The 13,036-nt window shown below is 67.6% G+C and carries 12 protein-coding genes; 9 read left to right on the top strand and 3 right to left on the bottom strand.

The genetic code is table 11. The features are described from left to right. Window positions 1-16 precede the first annotated feature (16 nt). A complete protein-coding gene (locus VHC04_RS14610; RefSeq protein WP_325682496.1) occupies window positions 17-640 on the bottom strand; it encodes a TIGR00730 family Rossman fold protein in 624 nt (207 codons plus the stop codon). Between the two features lie 144 nt (window positions 641-784). Between VHC04_RS14610 and VHC04_RS14605 the strand changes: the two genes are divergently transcribed. From VHC04_RS14605 to VHC04_RS14575, 7 genes are all read left to right on the top strand, one after another. Next, window positions 785-1,228, top strand: coding sequence for a c-type cytochrome (locus VHC04_RS14605; RefSeq protein ID WP_325682494.1), 444 nt, complete (start codon window positions 785-787; stop codon window positions 1,226-1,228). Window positions 1,229-1,686: 458 nt separating this feature from the next. After that, window positions 1,687-2,934 carry a branched-chain amino acid ABC transporter substrate-binding protein gene (locus VHC04_RS14600; RefSeq protein WP_325682492.1) on the top strand — a complete coding sequence of 416 codons (1,248 nt, stop codon included), beginning with the start codon at window positions 1,687-1,689 and terminating at the stop codon, window positions 2,932-2,934. A gap of 134 nt (window positions 2,935-3,068) precedes the next feature. After that, window positions 3,069-4,016: a branched-chain amino acid ABC transporter permease gene (locus VHC04_RS14595; protein ID WP_325682490.1), complete on the top strand. Its 948-nt coding sequence runs from the start codon at window positions 3,069-3,071 to the stop codon at window positions 4,014-4,016. After that, window positions 4,013-5,278, top strand: a complete 1,266-nt coding sequence (locus tag VHC04_RS14590; RefSeq protein WP_325682488.1) for a branched-chain amino acid ABC transporter permease — start codon at window positions 4,013-4,015, stop codon at window positions 5,276-5,278. The genes VHC04_RS14595 and VHC04_RS14590 overlap by 4 nt, the downstream gene beginning before the upstream one ends. Next, complete coding sequence (locus VHC04_RS14585; protein WP_325682486.1) at window positions 5,275-6,024, top strand: ABC transporter ATP-binding protein; 750 nt, start codon at window positions 5,275-5,277, stop codon at window positions 6,022-6,024. Before VHC04_RS14590 ends, VHC04_RS14585 begins: the two co-directional genes overlap by 4 nt. Then, window positions 6,024-6,719, top strand: coding sequence for an ABC transporter ATP-binding protein (locus VHC04_RS14580; protein WP_325682484.1), 696 nt, complete (start codon window positions 6,024-6,026; stop codon window positions 6,717-6,719). The genes VHC04_RS14585 and VHC04_RS14580 overlap by 1 nt, the downstream gene beginning before the upstream one ends. A gap of 50 nt (window positions 6,720-6,769) precedes the next feature. Then, window positions 6,770-7,618, top strand: coding sequence for a TauD/TfdA dioxygenase family protein (locus VHC04_RS14575; protein WP_325682482.1), 849 nt, complete (start codon window positions 6,770-6,772; stop codon window positions 7,616-7,618). A gap of 174 nt (window positions 7,619-7,792) precedes the next feature. Here the strand turns inward: VHC04_RS14575 and VHC04_RS14570 are convergent, their stop codons facing one another. Continuing rightward, window positions 7,793-8,233 (bottom strand): hypothetical protein, encoded by a 441-nt coding sequence (locus VHC04_RS14570; protein ID WP_325682480.1) that lies wholly within the window; start codon window positions 8,231-8,233, stop codon window positions 7,793-7,795. 209 nt (window positions 8,234-8,442) lie between these two features. Continuing rightward, window positions 8,443-10,929, bottom strand: a complete 2,487-nt coding sequence (locus VHC04_RS14565) for a GNAT family N-acetyltransferase (protein WP_325682478.1) — start codon at window positions 10,927-10,929, stop codon at window positions 8,443-8,445. Between the two features lie 319 nt (window positions 10,930-11,248). On the opposite strand from VHC04_RS14565, the gene VHC04_RS14560 reads away from it, so the two are divergent. Then, entirely contained in the window at window positions 11,249-12,130 is an 882-nt protein-coding gene (locus tag VHC04_RS14560) for a Kdo hydroxylase family protein (protein ID WP_325682475.1), read from the top strand. Window positions 12,131-12,163: 33 nt separating this feature from the next. Then, window positions 12,164-12,826 carry a protein tyrosine phosphatase gene (locus VHC04_RS14555; protein WP_325683064.1) on the top strand — a complete coding sequence of 221 codons (663 nt, stop codon included), beginning with the start codon at window positions 12,164-12,166 and terminating at the stop codon, window positions 12,824-12,826. Window positions 12,827-13,036: the final 210 nt, after the last annotated feature.

Genomic DNA, 13,036 nt, shown 5'->3' with positions numbered 1-13,036 from the left:
CCGGCAGGCCGGCGGATCACAGCCGTGCCGCCGACCCGTTCTGGACCCGCGGCAGACTCGCCAGGCGCTCCATCACCGCGGGCACGTCATCCAGCACCTCCACCAGCGCCCGCGCCGAAGCGGCGGCGAAGCCGTCGCCGATCGCATTCTCCAGCATGGCGATCAGCGGATCGGCCCAGCCTTCGACGTTGCACAGCAGGATCGGCTTGTCGTGCAGGCGCAACTGCCGCCAGGTGATGATTTCGAACGTCTCATCGAACGTGCCCAGCCCGCCGGGCATCGTCAGGAACGCATCCGATTCTTCATACAGCCGCGTCTTCCGCTCGTGCATCGAATCGGTGACGATCATCTTCTGGACGCCCTGATGCTCGACCTCCCACTGCTTCAGGAAATCCGGGATCACGCCCAGGACGGTGCCGCCGGCCTGCAGCACCGCGTCGGCGATCACGCCCATGATGCCGATGCGGCCGCCGCCATAGACCAGGCGGATGCCGGCCACCGCCAGGCCGGCGCCAAGCGCGCGCCCGGCTTCGGTATAGGCCGGGTTATTGCCGACCCGGGAACCGCAGAACACGGCAAGGGACCGGATGGAGGGGGTGTGGGCCGAGGTGGATCGGGTCGCGTGGGACGGCGTAACCATGCCCCAATCAAAGTCCTTTTTCGTCAAAGTTCCAGTCTGTCGCGGGGCGCGCCGATCTGCTAACGAGCAATCGGAGGGTCTGACGTGACGCAGAGCCGCCGAAACATGATGCCAAGACGTGATGCCAAGCGGGGGGATTTCTCAGTGAGATTGCACAGGATTGCGATACCGGCCGCGGTGCTGCTGGTGGCTGGCGCGGCGGCACAGGTCCAGGCCCAGACACCTGATCCGGTCACCCTGCGGAAGACGATCTTCGACCTGAATTCCGGCTCCTTTACGCTGGCGCGCACCATCGTCGCCAACAAGCTGGATGTGAAGCCCATCGAGGGGCCGGCACGCGGCATGGCGGAATGGGGCAAGTTGATACCGTCGCTGTTCCCGCCGGGCAGCGACCAGGGCGACACCAAGGCCCTGCCGGCCATCTGGTCGGACGCGGCCGGCTTCAAGAAGGCGGCCGATGATTTCAGCGCCGCCGCCCTCAAGCTCGCCGACGCGGCGAAGGCGGGGGATGAGGCCGGCGTCGCCGCGGCCACCAAGGCGGTGGGCGAGGCGTGTGGCGCCTGCCACAAGACGTTCCGCAAGAAGTAACATCCGTGACGGCCGCCGTGCCCGGACATCGCGGGCATGGTGCCGTGCCGCGCTGCCGCCCTGTCACGACGGAAGTGCCGTTTCTGTATATACGCGGTGTCTGAACCGGCCGGCGCGCGAGCGCCGGTGCATCGGTCCCGCCGGCGTGCCAGCGCCGGTACATTGGTCCCGCCGGGGTCCCGTCGGCGCGCCAGCGCCGATACATTGGTTCGGTACATCGGTGGTTCGGTACATCGGTTCCGTCAACCCGGGCCGGCCTGAACGGCCGGCGCGTCGGATTGACTTGCCGGCACGCCGATGCCTAGTGTCTCGGCAGAGCGCGGTCGCCTGAAGCCGGCGGTGGGAAGGCGAGAATCGCGCCCTTGAATCAAGGAGTTGATAAAGCGTGACGGGTCAATCCGACCCCATCATGCTTTATCAAACAAGCAGCCGCCACGCGGCTGCGGCCGGGGGGAAACATGAAGCGCCTGATCCGATATGCCTGTGTGACAGTTGTCATGGCCGCGGCCGCCTTGGGCCTGCGCCCGGCCATGGCCGCCGACACGATCAAGGTTGCCTATATCGATCCGTTCTCGGGACCGTTCGCCTCGGGGGGCGACGAATTCCTGAAGGTGTTCGCCTATATCCTGCAGAAGGTGAACGCCGATGGCGGCGCGCTGGGCCGCACGTTCGAGCTCGTGCCGTTCGACGACAAGCTGCAACCGGCGGAAGCGCTGATCGCGCTGAAATCCGCGGTCGACCAGAATATCCCGTTCGTGATGTCCTGCACCGGATCGAATGTCGGCTCGGCGCTGGTGGAAGGCGTGGCGAAGAACAACGCCCGCAATCCCGACCACCGGGTCCTGTATCTCAACTGCGGCGCGCTGGCCACCGAGTTGACCAATGAGAAATGCGATTTCTGGCAGTTCCGCTTCAGCGGCAATGTGGAGATGCGGGCCGCCGCGCGGGTCAAGGCGCTGCCGTCAACCGTCAAGAAGGTCTATCTGCTGAACCAGGACTACCTGTTCGGCCAGTCCATCCAGCATGACACGCGCAAATACCTCAAGGAGCTCCGCCCGGATATCGAGATCGTCGGCGATGAGCTGATGCCCTTCGGCAAGGTGCAGGATTTCTCGTCCTATATCGAAAAGATCAGGGCGTCGGGCGCGCAGTCGGTCATCACCGGCAACTATAACCGGGACCTGAACCTGCTGATCAAGGCGGGGGTGGATGCCGGGCTGGATGTCCGTTTCGACACCTATCTGGCGCACCTGATCGGCGGCCCGACCGCAATCGGCGCGGCGGGGGAAAACCGGCTGTCGACGATCACCGAGTTCCATCCGAACGTGCCGGTCGAGCTGAACAAGCCCGAGGCCCTGGCCTTCGTCGAGGCCTGGCGTGCCAACCATGAGACCGATTTCTCGGAAGTGCCGTTCCTGACCATGTTCCAGATGCTGTCCCGCGCCATCGACAAGGCCGGGTCCACGGATCCGCTGAAGGTGGCGCTGGCGCTGGAGGGCATGCAGGCGACCGATCTCGTCGGTTCGCCGGTGGAGATGCGGAAACAGGATCACCAGCTTCTGATGCCGTTCTACGCCGCGACCTTCACCAAGGGCGTCAAGTTCGACTCCGAAAAGACCGGGTTCGGCTGGAAGACCGACTTCATTGCCACCAGCAAGGACCTGACATTGCCGACCACGTGCAAGATGAAGCGGCCGGCCTCCTGACGCCGTCGCGACACCGCTTATCGGAGGCCGCAATGTGCCCGTCGCGTGCCGCAACGGTTGCCGATGCGTCATGCCTGGACCGGACCGGTCCGAGCATGACGCGCCCCGAGACGGTCTGACGGAGATCCCGGCGCATGGAGGTCTTCGTCATCTCGCTGCTGAACGGGCTGGTCTACGGCATGCTGCTGTTCATGCTGGCCAGCGGATTGACCCTGATCTTCAGCATGATGGGCGTGCTGAACTTCGCCCACGCCAGCATCTACATGCTGGGTGCCTACTTCGCCTATCAGATCAGCGAATGGATCGGCTTCTTCCCGGCGCTGATCGTCGCGCCGCTGCTGTGCGGGCTGATCGGCGCGGCGATCGAGGTCTGGGGCCTGCGCCGCGTGCATCACAACGGCCATATCGCGGAGCTGCTGTTCACCTTCGGCCTCGTCTTCATCATCGGCCGGGCGGTGCAGATGACATGGGGCATGCTGCCGATGGCGTATCGCGTGCCGCCGCTGCTGGATTTCCCGCTATTCACGCTGTACGGCGCGAATTTCCCGGCCTATCGCGGGTTCATGCTGCTGGTATCGGCGCTGATGCTGCTGGGCACCTGGCTGCTGCTGAAGAAGACGCGGGTGGGACTGATCATCCAGGCCTCCCTGACGCATCCGGGCATGGTCGGCGCCCTGGGCCATAACGTGCCGGTGGTGTTCACCACGGTCTTCGCCGGCGGCTGCCTGCTGGCCGGCCTCGCGGGCGTGATCGGCGGCAACTACCAGACCACCGAGCCGGGCATGGCCGACGCCATGGGGCCGATCGTCTTCGTCGTCGTCGTGTTCGGCGGCCTCGGCTCGCTGGCCGGTTGTTTCATCGCCTCCATCATCATGGGAATGATCCAGACCTTCGCCGTCGTCATCGACTGGTCCTTCGCCGACCTGGTGAGGCCGCTGGGCATCGCGATCAGCGGCGACACGCTGCTGACCGAGGTCCTCACGGTCCCGGTGGCCCGGATCGGCGCGCTGCTGCCCCTGGTGATGATGGTGGCCATCCTGGCGGTGCGGCCGCGCGGCCTGATGGGGACCCGCGACACATGAAGGCGCGCTGGATCCTGGTTCTGCTTGTGCTGATCGCCGTCGCGGCCGCCATGCCATGGGTGTTCTACGACTGGGTGCATCATCGGCAGTCCGGCTTCATGATCTCCATGCTGAGCCAGATGGGCATGATGGTCATCCTGGCCTTGTCGTACAACATGCTGCTGGGACAGGCGGGCCTGTTCTCGCTGTGCCACGCGACGTTTTTCGGCATTGGCGGCTACGCCATGGTGCACCTGCTGGATGCCGCGGGAAAGGACGGCTTCCCGGTGCCGATGGAGCTGATGCCGCCGCTGGCCGGCTGCGCCGGCCTCGCCCTCGCCGCCGTCTTCGGCTCCATCGCCGCTCGGCAGCGCGCCACCGCCTTCGCCATGATCACCTTTGGCATCGGTGAGCTGATGGCCACATCGGCGCTGATGTTCCATCACTTCTTCGGCGGCGAGGGCGGCGTCAGCACCGACCGGATGATCGACAACAGCCTGTTCGGCCTGTCCTATGCCTCCGGACTGCAGGTCTATTACCTGATCCTGGCCTGGACCGTGATCGCCATCGCGCTGATGTATTTCCTGACCCAGACCCCGCTGGGCCGCATGGCCAATGCCACGCGCGACAATTACGAGCGCGCACAGTTCATGGGGTATGACCCGCGCATGGTGCGCTTCCTGCAATTCACCCTGGCCGGATTCTTCGCCGGGATCGGCGGCGGCCTGTACGCCATCACCTATGAGATCGTCACCTTCGACTCGCTCGCCGCGCCATTGTCGGCGAACGCGCTGCTGATGGCCTATATCGGCGGCACGGCGGTGTTCGGCGGTCCGATCCTGGGGGCAATCCTGATCACCGTGCTGCAAAGCGGCGTCAGCCTGCTGTCGAATTCCTGGCTGATCTATGTGGGCGTGCTGTTCATTGCGATGGTGATCTATGCGCCCACCGGCCTGGCCGGGATGATCGTGGCGCATGGCCCGATCCGGCGGGCCGGCCGGCTGCGCGGGCTGATCGTACCCTATGCCCGGCTGGTGCTGCCCGGCATCGCCCTGGTCCTGGGCTTCGTCGGCATGGTGGAGCTGCTGTCGTTCCTGACCATCGGTGCGGCGCAGGGCAAGAAGCTGGTCCTGTTCGGCAGCCAGATCGATGTCCAGGCAGCGCTGCCATGGGCATTGTCGGGCGGCAGCCTGCTGATCGGTGCCGTCTGGCTGAAATTCGAGGCCGGGCATTTTCACCGTGTCTGGGAGGACCTGATCGCCGATCTGAGGCCAAACCGGTGACGCCCGCCCTGTCATTGCGCGACGTGCGCAAGAGCTTCGGCCCGACCGAGATCATCCGTGGCGTCACGCTCGACATCGCGGAGGGCGAGCGTCATTGCATTATCGGTCCAAACGGCGCGGGCAAGACCACGTGCTTCAACCTGATCAGCGGCCGCTTCCCCATCACCACGGGGGAGATCCATTTGAAGGGACGGCGGATCGATACGCTTCCGCCACATCGGATCAACCGCATGGGGCTGTCGCGCAGCTTCCAGATCACCTCGATCTTCCACCGGCTGTCGGTGTTCGAGAACCTGCGCTGCTCGCTGCTGTGGAGCCGGGGTTACAAATATTCCTTCTGGTCGCCGCTGGGCCGGCAGACGGCGCTGAATGAGGAAGCGGAGCGGCTGCTGGTGGAGCTGAACCTGCACGACCGGCGCAACATCCCGGCCGGGCTGCTGTCCTATGCAGAGCAGCGGGCGCTGGAGATCGGCATGACCATCGCCGGCGGCGCCAGCGTGGTCCTGCTGGACGAACCCACCGCCGGCATGAGCAACACCGAAACGGATTATGCCATGGCGCTGATCCGCCGGGTGACGGAGGGCAAGACGCTGCTGATGGTGGAGCACGACATGAAGGTGGTGTTCGACCTCGCCGACGCGATCACCGTGCTGGTCTATGGCCAGGTGATCGCCTCGGGCCGGCCGGCCGAGGTGCGGGCGAGCCGGGCGGTGCAGGAAGCCTATCTGGGAGCGCTGGAAGGCTGATGCTGCAAGTCCGCGACCTCCACGCCTATTACGGGCAGAGCCACATCCTGCATGGCGTCAATATAGACGTCGAGGACGGCGAGATCGTTTCCCTGCTGGGGCGCAACGGTGTCGGCCGCTCCACCATGTGCAAGGCGATCATGGGCCTGGTCGAACCGGTGGGGCAGGTCTTGTATCGGGGCAAGGACCTCGCCGGCCTGCGCACCGACCTCGTGGCCAGGGCGGGGATCGGCTATGTGCCCGAGGATCGGCAGGTGTTTCCCACCCTGACCGTCCGGCAGAACCTGGAACTCGGCCTGAAACGGGCCAACAGGTTCGGCCGCTGGACCTTCGATGACGTCTTCCGGCTGTTCCCCAACCTGGCCGCGCGCCAGAACAATCCCGCCGGCGTGCTGTCGGGCGGCGAGCAGCAGATGCTGACCATGTGCCGCACGCTGATGGGCGATCCGGACCTGATCCTGATCGATGAGCCGACCGAGGGGCTGGCACCGCTGCTGGTCGAGCAGGTGGGCGTGCTGCTTGCGGAAATCGCCAGCCGCGGCGTGGCGATCCTGCTGGTCGAGCAGAAGCTGACGATCGCGCTGAAGATCTGCCATCGCCTCTATGTCATGGGGCACGGCCAGATCGTGTTCGAAGGCACCCCTGATGAACTCGCCGCCAACCCGCGAATCCGGCAGGAATGGCTGGAGGTTTGACAGCGCCGCCGCTCGGGTGAACGCTTCCGGGAAACCGGGAGGGCAGGACGATGGTGCAGATCCGCAAGCTGGGTCCCCATATCGGCGTGGAGGTGTCGGGCATCGATCTCCGCACGATCGATGACGCCATGTTCGACACCATCTACAAGGCGTGGCTGGATGCCAATGTGATGGTGGTGACCGGGCAGGAGCTGACGCTGCAGGCGTTCCTGGCACATAGCCGCCGCTTCGGACCGGTGTCGCCGCACCCGTCGAAAAGCACGAGACATCCGGAGATTCCGGAAATCACCATGCTTGGCGTCAACAAGTTCAACCCGGATGGCAGCTTGAACCAGGCGATCTATCGCCGCGGCGCCGAAGGCTGGCACACCGATGGCGCCTATGACGAAGTCCCGTTCAAGGCGACGCAGCTGTTCGGCGTCGCCATCCCCGATCGCGGCGGCGACACGCTGTTCGCCAGCGGCTACGCCGCCTATGCGGCGATGCCGCAACGACTGAAGGAACGGCTGGACGGCGCCATCGGCGCCTTCACCTATGGCGGGCGCAGGAAGAACAACGCCCTGCTGAACCCCGAGGATCGGGACCGGCCGCCGGCCAGGCACAGGATCATCCGCACGCATCCCGAGACGGGGCGCAAGTCATTGTATTTCGATCCCGGAAAAATCCTGGCGATCGAGGGCTTCACCCCGTCCGACAGCGATGCGCTGATCGAGGAGCTGACGGCGCTGATGATCCAGCCCGACGCCGAATATCGTCATCGATGGCATGTCGGCGACGTGGTGATCTGGGATAATCGCTGTTCCTATCACAAGGCGGCGGGCGACTACCCGCCGGAGCAGGATCGCATCCACTGGCGCACCTCGATCAAGGACTGGCCACATCACGTCACGCGGCACTGACCCGCCCCGCCCAGGCATGACGAGCCGCGAGAGCGATGGGCCGCGGGACATGGCGAGGGTTACCGGCAAGAGGTCATGGGCCAAAGGATTATGGGCCAAGGGCTTATGGCCAAGGGGCCATGGCTCGGGGCAGGCGGCCCCGGCCTCGTTCCAACGGCGCCGCGCGCGGCGCCGTTATTGCGGCCGCGCCGCCGTCCGCTTGATCCCCGGCGGGCTTTCCGGCAGCCAGGTGTTCGTCCACCCGACCGTGCCGACCTGGCCGCTGGTCAGCTTGACCTCGGACTTGCCCGGGCCGAACCGGTTCAAAATCGTGATCGCCGTGGTGTTCTGAAGAATCCGGCAATCCACCGGTCCGCCGGAGGACTCGCCGGCATTACGGGCGGCCAGCCGGTCCAGGTCATCCTCGGTCTTGCACAGCACGGCGCCCGGATCCAGCCGCGGCCAGGCCTGCGGCGGCGCGGGCACGTCAGGAGGACCGGCCTTCGGTTTCCGCTGGATCAGTCCCGACTGGAACGACACTTTACTGTCACCCGGTGGCGGCGTCTGCGCCCAGGCCGGCAGGGCGACCCCAGCGGCGCAGGCAGCGATCACCGCGAGCCGTCGAATGGCTGGCATAGCGATCTCCTGAGTTCCCCCGACCGGGGTATGCGTCGAACATGGTCGGGAGGCAAGCAACCAGCGGTTTCAATTCCTCCGCGGTATCGCCGCCCCCCGCGTCTCAATTCAACATGTTCGCCCACGATCCTGCCACAGCGGCGGAGCCAATCGCCCCCGATACGTCATTGGATACGTCATTGGGCACGTCATGGGTGGCGGCGCGCGGCTTACGTCGCGAGCCGCACCTCCATGACATCCGGCTCGTCCTCCATCCGGCGCACGGTGAAGCCCAGCCGGCGGACGAAGGCCAGCATGGCCGGATTGTCGGCCAGCACCTGGCCGACAATCTCGGCCAGGCCGCGCGACCGCGCCCAGTCGATCAGCCGCAGCATCAGCTCGCGGGCGAGGCCGCGCCCCTTCATGTCGGGCTGGACGATCACCGCGAATTCGCCGCTCTGCCCGTCGGCCTCGATGACCAGCCGCGCCACTCCCAGCGTGTCGTCGTTGGCGTCGCGCTTGGCGATGAACGCCATCTCCCGGTCGTAATCGACCTGGGTCAGCCTCGCCATCTGCTCCGGCGATAATTCGCGGACGGCGCTGAAGAAGCGGTAGCGGATGTCCTCGGGCGACAGGCGCTGGAAGAAGGCCTTGTGTTGTTCGGCGTCCTCGGGGCGAATCGGGCGGATCGTGATGGCCTCGCCGCCGAACACGCGATGGGTGACCAGCTCGGTCGGGTAGGGGGCGATGGCCAGGCCGCTCCCGTGCGCCGTGGCGGGGCGCAGCTTCAGCCAGGCGTCGGCCACCGCGACGCCGTCATCGTCGACGAAGATGGACGGGATATCCAGCGCCTCGATCTCGGGGAAGTCGACGATCAGCTGGCTGACGCGCACCAGTACCTCGGCCATGGCGCCGCCATCGGCGGCCGGGCGGTCGCGCAACGCCCGCGCCAGCGATGCCCCGGCCTGGCAACGCCGCAGCAGGGCGTTGGCCAGTGGCAGGTTCAGCGGCGGCAGGTCGGCGGCGACGTCGTGGCCGGATGGCAGCGTGCCGCCGGCGCCGGCGCTGATGATCGGACCGAAGGTCATGTCATCAGCCACACCGACCGCCAGCTCGCGTGCCCGTCCGACCTGGCGCTGCACCAGCAGGCTGGCGGAGTCGCGTCCGGCCAGCACGCGCGCCGCCTGCAGGGTCGCGGCGCTGTCGGGCAGGTCGAAGGCCATCCCGCCATGGTGGCGTTCCGCCGGCCGCTGCGTCGAGCGCCGCTTCACCACCACCGGATAGCCCAGCAGGTCGGCGGCGGTGACCGCGTCCTCGGGCGTGGCGGCGAACCGGGTCGGCACCACCGGGATGCCATAGGCGGTCAGCACGTCCATCGCCTCGTCCTGGGTCAGCACCAGGCGGTCGCGGTCGCGCAGGCCCCGGAAGATGCGCCGCACCCAGCGCTGATCGGGGGCGAGCGCCAGCACCGCGCTGCCGGGCAGCTCCCGAGCCGCCTCGCGGTTACGGCGGTCGTGCACCAGATGCGCAAAGCCGGCGACGGCCTGGGTGGGGGTGTCGAATACCGCCAGGCCGGCCGCGCCCGCCTGCTGGCGATGCGCCGCGCCGGTGGTCTCGCCCATGATGCAATACAGCATGGCGGCCTTGGGCGGTGGCCGCTTCTCACACAGGGCGGCGATCGTGGCGGTGTCCGGCGGCCCCATCGGCGCGTGCACCACCAGCACGGCGCCCAGGCCGTCGCGGCCGGCCATCTCGTGCGCCCACGCCGCCAGCCGCTCCGACGGCACGTGCAGGATGCCGTGGTCCAGCGCCGGGTCCTTCACCAGGCACAGGCCGTGGCGCAGCACGGTATCGGCGGCCAGCCGGGCCGGGCCGATGGCATTGGATACGATGGCGACGGAATCGCGGCGGATCGGCTTCACCCGGGTCAGCGTCTCGGCCGCCGCCAGCAGGTCTTCCATATGGGTGACGCACAGCACGCCGGCCCGGCGCAGGGCCGCGTCGAAGGCGCGGTCGGCGGACCCGTCCTCATCCAGCAAGCGCAGCCCCGCCCGGATCGCCACCACTGGCCGGATGCGCGCCGCGGCGCGGGCGGCGGACAGGAACATGCGCGGGTCCTTGATCCGCCGGATGTCAAGCAGGATCGCGCCGGTGCCGGGATCGCGCGACAGCCAGTCCAGCGTGATGCCGAAGCCGATATCGTTGTTGCCGCCCAGCCCGACGATATGGCTGAACCCGATGCCGTTCGGCCCCGCCCAGTCGATCACCGCTCGGGTCAGCGCGCCGGACTGGGAAATCAGGCCAAGCCGGCCCGACGGGGGCTGGACATGGGTGCGCGCGGCATTCAGGCCATGGCGTGGCACCACCAGCCCGAAAGAATGGGCCCCCAGCGCGCGGACCCCGGTCCGGTCCGCGTGATCCCGCAGGGCCGCGCACGGGCCGGGCACGATCGCCGCGTGGCAGTTGCGGCCGGCCATGAGCTGCATGGCCGGGCCGATCTCATCCTCCGGCAACGCCAGCACCGTCAGCGACGTATTGGCCGGGAGATCGGCCACCGCGCGCGGCACGTGGATGTCTCCCTTGAAGCCGCCCAGGGCCAGGTTCGCGAGGAGCTGCGATCCAGCCTCACTGTCGGCGCCCAGGACGGCGACCGATTTCGGGTTGAACAGGCTGGCCGGATCGAAACGGCCGACGGAGTGGAGGCGAGGGACCGACATGGCTTCCCATATATGCTGCGCCGCAGCATAGAAGAAGGACAGGCTCTCGGCGCAAGTGGCAATCGGCGCAAGTGGCAATCAGGATATGCCCGGCGCCGCGTGGTTGCCACCCGATGGGGCAGGCGGCCGCGGCCGTCCACACCGCGCCGCGGTGGCGACACCGGGCGGTGCCTGGCTTCCCGCGCGGCCGGGACCATCGGAAAGCCGCGCAACGCCGTCGCGGCGGTTGGCCATGCCGCAGCATGCCGGCCAGGACCAGACTCCCCTTTCCGGCCTGCGACGGACCCGGTAAGGAAAGCCATTCCGCAAACGGACAGGCATGATGCAACCCGACCAGGTGGTCACCGAACTTCCCGTCACCGGCTGGACCGGTCCGTTCGGGCCGCAGATTGTTCAGACCGCCGTCTCGGCGTTGGAAGCCGGGCGTGTGATCGTGCTGCCGGCTCTGGCCTTTGCCGCGGAGCCCGCCGAGCTGTCGGTGCTGTCCGCGGATCTGTTGAGCGGCAGGCGCAAGAACATCTCTCTCGACCGGGCCACCGGCAAGATCGGCGGCGCCGCGGCTGTGCCCGCGCCGTTGGAGGCGCTGATGCGCCGCTTTGCGTTCCAGGCGGACTCTCTCGCACGCGGCCTGCTGGCGCCGTACGGCGCCGCTCTACGTGCCGGCCGCACCAGTTTCCGCCCCGCCGAGATCGCCGGACGATCCTATTCGCCACGCAAGGATGACCGGAGGTTGCACATCGATGCCTTTCCGACCCGGCCGCTGCATGGCGATCGCATCCTGCGGCTGTTCGCCAACATCGCCCCCGACGGCAAGGCGCGGGCATGGCGGGTGGGCGAGCCGTTCGCCAGCCTCGCCGCGCGCTTTCTGCCTTCCCTGCCGACCCCGACCGCGGCGCGCGCTCGGCTGTATGCGATGCTGGGGCTGACAAAAGGCGTGCGCAGCGGGTACGACCAGCTGATGCTGGCCCTGCATGACACGATGAAGCTGGACGAGGCGTACCAAAGCCGCGCGCCCGCGCTGCCCTGGTCCTTCCCGGCGGGCACCACCTGGATGGTGTTCACCGACCAGGTACCGCATGCCGCGATGGCCGGACATTTCGCGCTGGAGCAGACATTCTACCTGCCGGTCAGCGCCATGGCGTCGCCCGAAACCGCGCCGCTGCGCGTGCTGGAGCGGCTGACCGGCCGGGTCCTGGCATGACGGCCGGTGGGTCCTGAGACCGGCATGGATTCCATCTTCAAGGGTGATCTGAGCACCAGGCGCGGCCGCGTCGTCGCCTGGATCGATTCGCTCTTCATCGATCATGCGGTGTTCCGCCTGGCCTGGAGCAACCTGGCGCCGGTGATCCCCGGCAAGGTCTATCGCTGCAACCATCCCACGCCGCGGCGCCTGGCGCGGTTGACCCGGAAGCTGGGGCTGAAGACGCTGATCAACCTGCGCGGCCGGACGCGCAGCGGCTCCGACGCGCTGTCGCGGGAGGCTGCGGCGAGGCTGGGGCTGGCATTCCATGACATGGCGTTCGAAAGCCGCGGCGCGCCGCATCGCGACCGCATCCTGCGCCTGCACGGGATCTGGCAGACCATGCAGACGCCGGCCATCCTGCACTGCAAGTCCGGCGCCGACCGGGCCGGGCTGGTCGCCGGGCTGATCGTGCTGTTCGAGGGCGGGACGGCGGCCGAGGCGCTGAAGCAGCTATCCTGGCGCTTCGGTCATGTGCGGCAATCGAAGACAGGCGTGCTGGACGCGTTCTTTCTGCGCTACCAGCGTGAGGCCGAGGGGCGAAAGCCCTTCCTGGACTGGGTCCGCCAGGATTACGACGAGGCGGCGCTGCGCCGCGAGTTCCGTGCCAACGGGCTGGCGAGCTTCGTCAACGACTGGGTGCTGGCGCACGAGTAGGCCGCCGGCCCACCGCCACCCGGCATCCATGCCGCCTGGCCTCAGGCGGCGGCGTGTACCGCGGTGGCCGCCGCCATCCGGCGGTGGACCGAGCCGTCGGCCTCGGTGCGGGGCTCTGCTGCGGCGGCGTGTGCCGGGGCGGTGGGGAACGCGGGGTGGAGCAGATCGCGGCCATCGGCGTCGTCATGCGGGCACGGCGCGTCGGGCCGC

Origin of the sequence: Rhodopila sp., from assembly GCF_035548095.1 — a bacterium.
Taxonomy (GTDB): Bacteria; Pseudomonadota; Alphaproteobacteria; order Acetobacterales; family Acetobacteraceae; genus Rhodopila.
This window is presented reverse-complemented; position numbering and strand designations above follow the sequence as displayed.